The 8992-nt window shown below is 55.3% G+C and carries 9 protein-coding genes; 6 read left to right on the top strand and 3 right to left on the bottom strand.

From position 1 onward, the window contains the following. The 3 genes from ABJQ89_RS18545 to ABJQ89_RS18535 all read right to left on the bottom strand — a co-directional run. The coding region (locus tag ABJQ89_RS18545) for a molybdopterin-dependent oxidoreductase (RefSeq protein WP_348497636.1) at positions 1-1180 on the bottom strand (1180 nt) is incomplete at its 3' end. An 8-nt stretch (positions 1181-1188) separates the two neighbouring features. Then, positions 1189-2808 (bottom strand): class I adenylate-forming enzyme family protein, encoded by a 1620-nt coding sequence (locus ABJQ89_RS18540; RefSeq protein ID WP_348497635.1) that lies wholly within the window; start codon positions 2806-2808, stop codon positions 1189-1191. 88 nt (positions 2809-2896) lie between these two features. Next, entirely contained in the window at positions 2897-3805 is a 909-nt protein-coding gene (locus ABJQ89_RS18535) for a LysR family transcriptional regulator (RefSeq protein ID WP_348497634.1), read from the bottom strand. 102 nt (positions 3806-3907) lie between these two features. Between ABJQ89_RS18535 and ABJQ89_RS18530 the strand changes: the two genes are divergently transcribed. The 6 genes from ABJQ89_RS18530 to ABJQ89_RS18505 form a co-directional block, all read left to right on the top strand. After that, positions 3908-4780 (top strand): crotonase/enoyl-CoA hydratase family protein, encoded by an 873-nt coding sequence (locus ABJQ89_RS18530; RefSeq protein WP_348497637.1) that lies wholly within the window; start codon positions 3908-3910, stop codon positions 4778-4780. Between the two features lie 41 nt (positions 4781-4821). Further along, entirely contained in the window at positions 4822-5871 is a 1050-nt protein-coding gene (locus ABJQ89_RS18525) for a TRAP transporter substrate-binding protein (RefSeq protein ID WP_348408278.1), read from the top strand. Positions 5872-5928: 57 nt separating this feature from the next. Continuing rightward, positions 5929-6510 carry a TRAP transporter small permease gene (locus ABJQ89_RS18520; RefSeq protein WP_120502319.1) on the top strand — a complete coding sequence of 194 codons (582 nt, stop codon included), beginning with the start codon at positions 5929-5931 and terminating at the stop codon, positions 6508-6510. Next, positions 6507-7790: a TRAP transporter large permease gene (locus ABJQ89_RS18515; RefSeq protein ID WP_058274576.1), complete on the top strand. Its 1284-nt coding sequence runs from the start codon at positions 6507-6509 to the stop codon at positions 7788-7790. The genes ABJQ89_RS18520 and ABJQ89_RS18515 overlap by 4 nt, the downstream gene beginning before the upstream one ends. 22 nt (positions 7791-7812) lie before the next feature. Then, positions 7813-8628 carry an SDR family oxidoreductase gene (locus ABJQ89_RS18510; protein ID WP_348497633.1) on the top strand — a complete coding sequence of 272 codons (816 nt, stop codon included), beginning with the start codon at positions 7813-7815 and terminating at the stop codon, positions 8626-8628. A gap of 5 nt (positions 8629-8633) precedes the next feature. Further along, the coding region (locus ABJQ89_RS18505; RefSeq protein ID WP_348497632.1) for an alpha/beta fold hydrolase at positions 8634-8992 on the top strand (359 nt) is incomplete at its 3' end.

Below are 8992 nucleotides of genomic sequence, written 5' to 3'. Positions count from 1 at the left end.
CGCGCGCCACGGGGATGAAATCCGGCACAGGATTATGGCCTTGCGGAAAGGACGCATAGTTGATTGGCGTGCGGTTCAATCCGGTGTTGTTCATCGCCGAATAGCCGAACCCAAGGCCCGTCCCCGGCAGGCCGATCTGCCCCAGCATCGCCGCAAGTGCGATGGCCGCCCAAAACGGTTGTTCGCCGTGATCCTGACGTGTCAAAGCCCAAGCGGTTGAGATCATTGTCCGGCTGCGCGCCATGCGACGGGCCAAATCACGGATGGTGTCGGCAGGTAGTTCGCAGATATCTGCGGCCCATTCAGGTGATTTGGGAATGCCATCCGTTTTGCCCAACAGATAGTCAGCAAAACGCGCAAAACCGACGGTATAGTTGTCAAGGAACGCTTGATCGTGCAGTTCTTCGGTGAGCAACACATGGGCCAGCGACAGCATCAGCGCCACGTCCGTATTGGGCCGAATGGGTAGCCAATCTCCATCCATTTGGGTAAGCAGGTCCGAGCACAGTGGCGAGATATTTACGAAGTCAACACCTGCCTCATGCGCGGCCAGAAGCCCGTCTTTTTGTACATGTGCGCCGGTGCCGCCTTGGCTGATCTGCCCATTCTTCAAAGGCACGCCACCAAAGGCCACGAAGAGCTCGCAATCTGATGCAATACTTTCCCAGCTTGTGGTTGTATCCAAATGCCCGCGGAAGGTGCCGAGGACATGAGGTACGAGCACCTCTGCCGCAGCGAAGGAATACGTGTTTTTGGAACCGGTATATCCACCGATACAGTTCAGAAACCGTTTGAGTTGGCTTTGCGCGTGGTGAAACCGCCCAGCACTTGCCCAGCCGTAAGACCCGGCATAAATCGCGCGGTTGCTATGGGTAGAGCGCACGCGGGTAAGCTCTGCAGCGACCAGCCGGTTGGCTTCCTCCCAGGTAACCTCCACGAATGCGTCCGACCCGCGTTTGTCACCCGCCGTGCCCGGGCCACCTTCCAGCCAGCTCTTGCGCACCATCGGGGCCGTGATCCGTGTTGGGCCGTCAAGCACATCCACTATCCCCGGCCCAATTGGCGAGGGATCTGGGTCATGCTCAAACCCACGAAGGTTGGTGACACGACCATTCTCAACATCCACCCGGTAGGTGCCCCAATGCGTGCTTGTGAGCAGATCCCGTTCGGATTTCGTCATTGGATCACCTATGCCGTTAAAGGTGTGAGTTCACCGCGTTCGAACATATCGCGCAAGGCGAATTTCTGGATCTTGCCGGACCCGGTCATCGGAAAGCTTTTGACCTCAATCCAAAGATTTGGCGTTTTTTGTGGAGACAATTCGGATCGGCAATGAGATTTCAGTTCCGCCGCGCTCAAAGTTGCATCGCCCGATGGCCGGAGGAAACACGCAATTAACTCGCCCCACTTCTCGTCGGCGATACCGACCACAGCGACTTCTTGAATCTCTGGATGCGTTAGCATCGCATTCTCGATTTCCGCAGGGAAGTGGTTCTCTCCGCCACGAATAATCATCTCTTTGACCCGACCGGTGATCTTTAGATAGCCTCGAACGTCCATTGTGCCCAAATCACCAGTATGAAGCCAACCATCAGCGTCAATCGTCGCCTGCGTGGCTTTCGGGTTGTCGTGATATTCAAGCATAGTGCACGGACCGCGCGCGCAGATTTCACCTGGCTCGTTCAGGTCAGCGCAGGAATTGTCGCTCAAACGTCGGATGGACACGTCTGTTCGCGGGATCGGCTGGCCAATCGTCTTGCAGATATCATCAATGCTGTCGTCCAAGTGGTGCTGGGTGATAACCGGGCAGTGCTCCGTTTGGCCATAGAGGGTCGAAAATCCGCATCCAAACGCTTTCTTCACCCGTCGTACCAAATCCGCGGCGACATTTGCGCCGCCGCAGCTGATCACGCGCAACGCAGTTGAATCACGTGGGTTGGCTTCCTGTTCCTCAAGGAGGGCGACCACCATTGTCGGAACGCCTAAGACGACATCGGCCTTTTCGCTTTCAAGCAGATCGACGATGCGCGGCGCGTCAAACAAGCTGACAAGCACCATATGCGCGCCTACCTGCATTGCGCCCAGCGTCACCATCCCACAGCCGGATGTGTGAAACATCTGCATAATATTGATCCAGATGCTGTTTTGTGTGACGCCGCAGCGATTTGCATAGAAGCGCGCGTTGTTCAACAGCCCCCCATGGGATAAAAGTGCTGCCTTTGGAAACCCGGTCGTTCCTGACGTGTATTGAATTTGTGCCGGATCGGAGGTCGACACTTCAGGAAGACGTGCCTCGTTTGAGCTTCGTGCAAACAAAACGTCGTGATCATCAAGATCAGTTACTTCCCGCAGGAAGTTATTGCCGTCGCTGGCAAGCGTGGCGATCTGTGCCATAGGGTTGCCCCTGAATTCCTGAACATGGAACAGGCCAACAGCGCCAGACTGCTCGAGCACATACCGAAGTTCTTTGGCTTGCAGCGATGGGTTGGCCGTTACAAGCACCAGACCGGCAAGCGCACAGGCATATTCCATAAAAACCCATTCAGGGCTGTTTGGAGACCAGACCACAATCTTTTCGCCCTTGGTAAAACGCGAACTCAAAGCAAGCGCTAGTCGTTCGCAATCATCCCAAAGCGCGCCGTATGTCCAGGAGCGTCCCCGAGACCCATCTTGACGGATCTCAGTCAGCGCCGGCCTGTAGATGTTGCTTGCTGTGACCTCCCTTAGGCCTTCGCCAATAGGCACATCGATTGCATCCATGTCTGACTGAGCTGGGAAATACGCTTTTTCGAGGTGTAAGTTGTACATTTGTGGCTCTGATTATTCATTGTTCTCATAAAATATCAGAGGCAACGTGCCGCGAATTCTCAAATATCAAAAATCTATGTATTGATAATTACTTTGTATCAACGACGTTGGCTAACGACTTGCGCACAGCGTCGACAAACGGGGCTACAATTGGGTTCGCGCTGTCGCTGCGCCAGATCAGTGAGGTCGTGATAACATCGCCAACATCGCTGATCGGAATAGCCCGCAAACCAAAGCGCGCTGCGTTCATGATGCAATTAGGGTAGATCAGCACGCCCATACCCCCCAGAACGAGGGACAGCATCTCGTCGCGCAAGTAAGCCCGCTGAGAAATCTCGAGCGAGAAGCCACGGGCAATACAATGCTCGTTGACCATATCCGTATACCGCTCCCATCTGGCGTCGCCCGCAATGATGGGTTCGCCTTTGAGCTCTTCCAGCTCCAGCGTGGCCCTCTTGGCCAACCGATGCGCTCTGGGCACAACAGCGGCAAGTCCTTCAACACTGAAAACCAATCGCCGGAAATCCGGCGGAATAGGCGTGTCCATGTCAAAAATAAACCCGATATCTATCTGGCCTTTCTGCATTTTTTCAATCTGTTCAAGCGTGCGGGCGAAACCTATGTCAATCTGTATCTTCGGGTTTTTCGACCGAAAATTTTCCAGCACATCGGGCAATCCACCCAGGATCGCAAAATCCACGTAATTTAGTCGTAGCCTGCCGCCTTTGCCGTCTGCCGCATCGCGGGCTTCCAATGTGGCAGTCTCAACCATCTCAAAAATCTGATCGATGCGCGCATAAAGCGCGGTGCCAGCCGCAGTCAGTTCCACAGATCGTGTTGTTCGGAAGAACACCGACGTTCCCAGAACATCCTCCAGCGCCTTAACAGAGTTCGACAGCGCTGGCTGGGATGTGTTCAGTACGTCAGCGCTTTTTCGAAAACTGCCTTGCTCAACTACGGTTTTGAAGACGAGGAGTTGGCGAAGTGTTGGTAGCATTATTGATATTCCAAAGTTATCAAAACATAGAAAACTAATAATGGAAAATATCAGGTTTGCCAACCATGCTCCCATAACCGGTCAGCGAACCGAGAGTCACAACTGGAGCAACGCACCTTGCCAAAAGTTCTTTACGAGAAAGACGGCCGCATTGGTCGGATCACCCTGAACCGTCCCGAGGTGATGAATGCCATCGACGATGACTTGCCCGGCGAGTTGGCTGCGGCGGTGGCGCAAGCGGATGCCGACAGGGACGTGCATGTGATGGTCTTGTCGGGTGCGGGCAAAGCGTTCTGTTCGGGCTATGACCTGGCGTATTACGCCGAAGGCAAGGGCACAAATCAGGTTGTGCAGGAGATGCCTTGGGATCCGATGCAGGATTTCCAGTTTATGTGGGCCAATACGCAGGCCTTCATGTCTCTCTTTCGAGCGATGAAACCAGTTGTCTGCAAGGTGCATGGTTTCGCCGTTGCTGGCGGGTCAGACATCGCGCTCTGCGCGGATCTTACGATTATGGGAGACACAGCGCAGATCGGCTACATGCCCACCCGTGTTTGGGGCTGCCCGACGACGGCGATGTGGGTGCATCGGTTGGGGCCGGAAAAAGCCAAGCGCATGATGTTTACGGGCGACAAGATCACCGGGATTGAGGCTGCCGAGATGGGGCTGGTGCTGAAATCCGTGCCAGATGCGCAATTGGATGCCGAGGTCGAGGCGCTGGCGCAGCGAATGGCGAGCGTTCCGATCAACCAGCTGGCGATGCAGAAGATGGTGATCAATGCGGCCGTGGAAGAAAAGGTCAATCAAACCCAAAGGCTGGCCACCGTCTTTGACGGGATCACCCGCCATTCGCCTGAGGGCATGAATTTCAAGGCGCGCGTCGAAACCGTTGGCTGGAAACAGGCGGTCACAGAGCGCGACACAGGCAGTTTTGATTGGACCACGAACACTCCAATAAATGATCGCTCCGAATGATCTGAGCGGCACATATTCAACACATCCAAGGGAGGAAACTTATGTTGAAATCACTCGTAACCATAGCAGGACTAAGTCTTGCAGTCGCCGCTGGAACGGCAAGCGCAGACGACATCCAACCGCACCAGTTTAAGGTGCTTGGGACCTGGAGCAGTCTCAGCCAGTTTAAAAATTACGAAAACCCGTTCTGGACTGAAACGTTGTCCGCAAATACTGATGGTCAGATGAGTGGCGAAATCGTCTCCATCTCTGTCATGGGCTTGAAAGGGTACGAGACGCTCAACTTGCTACAAAACGGTGTGTTCGATATGGGCAACATGGTTGTTGCCTATGTCACCGGATCGACGCCCGAGATGGAAGGCATCGATCTTGCTGGTGTCGCAACCGATATGGCTAGCGCACGCGCGAACGCCGATGCCTACCGCGACGTGATCAATGGACGTCTGGCGGAGCAGAACCTGATCATGCTGGCGCATTACCCCTTTGGTCGCCAGTTCGTGTTCTGCAAAGACGAGTTCGATGGCTTGGCCGGACTTGAAGGCCGTAAGATCAGAACTTCAAGCGCCACCCACGCAGACTTCTTGTCCGGCGCAGGGGCGACGAACGTGACGATTGCATTCGGTGAAGTTGTTCCTGCCATCCAGAACGGCGTCGTCGATTGCGCGGTCACTGGTGCGATCCCAGCCTATGACGCTAGCTGGCACGAGGTGATCAACTATGTTGGCGAACTGCCGATTAACATGGGCATGGCGGGGCTCTACGCGAACCTTTCCAAATGGCAGAGCATTGATGACGCATCTCGCGCCGCACTGGCCGAGCAGATCAGCAATTGGGAAGACACGACCTGGACGAACTATGTCACCGAAGAAAACGAGGGGTTGGCCTGTCTGACGGGTGATGACGCGGGTTGTTCCAAAGGTGATGCCGTCGACATGACCCTCATCTCGATGACCGAGGCCGATAGCGCGCAGGCCAGAGATATCCTGCAAAGCCATGTCTTTCCAGGCTGGCTCGACCGCTGCGGCGATGCTGATTGCGCAGACCCGTGGAACGCCACGATCGGCGCGGCCAACGGTCTATCAATTCAGTAACGCGCTTGGCGGCACTGGCATGCTGGTGCCGCCATCCAACTTTGCAGGGGGTTTACCATGTTGATCCGAACACAAGGCGCGCTTGACCGTGTCTCAGAAATTGCCGTTTGGGTCGCAGGGGCGGCCCTTTTGATGACAGCTTTCATGGTGGGGTTGGAAGTCATCATGCGTAAGCTTTTCAATTCGTCGCTTGGGGGTGCGGATGAAATTTCAGGCTATGTCTTCGCGGCAGCTACGGCCTGGTCCTACGCAGCCGTGATCCGCAAGAAAGGAAATGTTCGGATCGACGTTGTCTATAATCTGATGCCGCGCCCTTTGCGTATTGCATTGGACATTCTCAGCTTTCTCGCACTTGGCGCGCTGTTCGCCCTTATTGGCTGGTACGGGTTTGAATTGGTCAAAGGGACGGTTGAAACCGGCCGTATCTCGGTCACGCCCCTACGCACACCGCTATCTATTCCTCAGATTGTCTGGATCAGCGGGATCGGACTTGCTTTGGCGATGTGGGTTTTGATTGCGCTTCGTGTTACAGGCAATGTCCTGCGCCGCAACTGGGATGCAGTCTCTGAGCTTATCGGTTCCGAAGGCATCGAAGGCGAAATCAAAGCGGAGCTGGTCGAGACGGAGGGCAAATCATGATCCTTATCGTCACTTTCTCACTTCTACTTCTGTTCATCTTCCTTGCAATTCCGGTTGCTGCAGCACTTGGCCTGTTGGGCGTGGTGCTGGACGAGAGCTTTTCCATCATGCCTTTGCGTCGCGCCATTGGTGACATGATGTGGGAAAACTCGATCGAATTTCTGCTCGTTGCGGTGCCCATGTTTGTTATGCTGGGCGAGATCATGCTGCGCTCGGACATCGCTGAAAAGATGTATGATGCGATGGCAAAATGGCTGTCATGGCTGCCGGGCGGGCTAATGCATTCCAATATCGGTTCCAGCGCTATCTTTGCGGCGACCTCTGGGTCTTCCGTTGCCACGGCGGCCACCGTTGGGACGGTTGCGGTGCCGCAGATCGACAAGCGCGGCTATCACACACCCCTGTTTCTTGGCTCGCTTGCCGCCGGTGGGACACTTGGCATTCTGATACCGCCTTCCGTTGGCCTGATCATCTACGGGCTTTTGACCAATACATCCGTGCCCAAGCTTTACCTCGCGGGAATCTTACCGGGGCTGGTTTTGGCGGGGCTCTACAGTCTTACCATCGTCCTTCTCTGCCTCGCCAACAAAGGCTGGGGCGGCGAAAAGATCTCAATTTCGTGGTCTGAGCGTTTCGCGAGCCTGCCAAATCTGTTGCAACCTTTGTTCATTTTCATTGTGGTCATCGGCTCCATTTATGCGGGTTGGGCGACGCCGACGGAAAGTGCCTCTCTGGGCGTTCTTGCGGCACTCTTGCTGTCGTGGAAAAACGGCAAGCTGACACGGGATATGCTTCTGAAATCATTCGAAGGCACCATGCGGACAACAGCGATGATCATGCTGATCATTCTGGCAGCGGCCTTCTTGAACTTCGTGCTTGCCGTCATCGGCCTCGCGGCCGCATTCCAAAGCTTTATCGAAGGCCTGGGCCTGTCCCCGTTTCAGGTGTTGTTGATCATTATCGCCATCTATCTAGTGATGGGGTGTTTCATGGAGAGCCTGTCCATGTTGATCACAACGACCCCCATTGTCGTGCCGGTGATCGTCGCCCTTGGGTACGATCCGATCTGGTTCGGTGTGGTGCTGATGTTGCTGCTGGAAACCGCTTTGATCACACCGCCTATTGGGCTGAACCTCTATGTTGTGCAATCCATCCGCCAAAGCGGACCAATCAAAGACGTAATCAAAGGGGCGATCCCGTTCGTTTTCGCCATGTTCGTGATGATTGGCCTTGTGATTGCATTTCCCTCGATGGCGCTGTGGCTGCCATCTCTTCTGTAAAAATTTGCGATAGGAAAGTCCCATGGATCTTAAGAATAAGACGATCATTATCACCGGCGGTGCACGCGGCATTGGTGCGGCCTTAGCCACTCGGTTCGCCAAGGAGGGTGCAAAGGTTGTTGTCGCCGATCTGGACGAAGGTGCGGCTCGTGCAACCGCGGCCGTGATTGATGGTTTGGCTGTGGCATGCGACGTCACCAAGGAGGCCGATGTGCAGGCGTTGGTTCAGCAGGCAGAGCAGCACTTTGGCCCGGTGGATATGTTCTGCTCAAACGCGGGTGTGTGTTTAGGCGAGCCATCACATTCAGCCTCGGCCAGCAATGACACCTGGGGCCTTTGCTGGGACGTTCATGTGATGGCGCATGTCTATGCCGCCCGCGCGGTTCTGCCAGGCATGATCGAACGCGGGAGCGGCTATCTGTTGCAGATGTCTTCGGCTGCCGGGTTGCTGAGCCAAATCGGTGATGCGGCTTATTCTGCAACCAAACATGCTGCCTTAGGGTTCGCTGAATCCGTCGCGATAACCCATGGCGGTGACGGGATCAAGGTTTCGGTCATTTGTCCGCAATATGTGGCAACCCCGATGCTGGGGTATGCCGATAAAGGCGCATCAAGCGATCTGCCGGGTGTGATCACACCAGAAGCACTTGCAGAAACCGTGGTTGAGGGTGTTGCGCAGGAAAGCTTCCTGATTTTGCCGCACGCGGATGTCGCGCAATTCATCCAATTCAAGTCTGCCAACTACGACAAATGGCTGGGCGCGATGCGAAAACTGCGCAGCAAAATTGTAGACGAGATCGGGTCCACAGATCTGGAAGCCATGCACAAGCTGGTGTGATCGTTATGACGCCTCACCCTCGCTTTGAGACATACGCCAACCAAAAAGTCAGCATCGGCGGGCAAAAAATCTGCTTTAGCACCAACGGAATTGCAGTGACGCCGGAGCGGCCCACACTTGTTCTGGTGCACGGTGCCGGAGGGTCCAAACTCGACTGGCCGCAATCTTGGCGGAGTGTGGCCGAGGCGACTGCCCCGTTTGGCCTTCCGTCGTCGACGGCTGTTCTGCCCGGTCAAGGGGGGCAAGCGCTGCACGCGCATCCCGTGATTGCGATTGATCTTCCGGGCCATGGTGGCTCGGGTGGCCTAAGCTTGCCTGATATCACTGGCCATAGCCGCGCAGTCACCGGTTTCCTGCAGGCGCT

Source organism: Planktotalea sp., assembly GCF_039984035.1.
GTDB lineage: Bacteria > Pseudomonadota > Alphaproteobacteria > Rhodobacterales > Rhodobacteraceae > Planktotalea.
The sequence above is the reverse complement of the archived record's forward strand: the minus strand, read 5'-3'. Positions and strand labels throughout refer to the sequence as shown.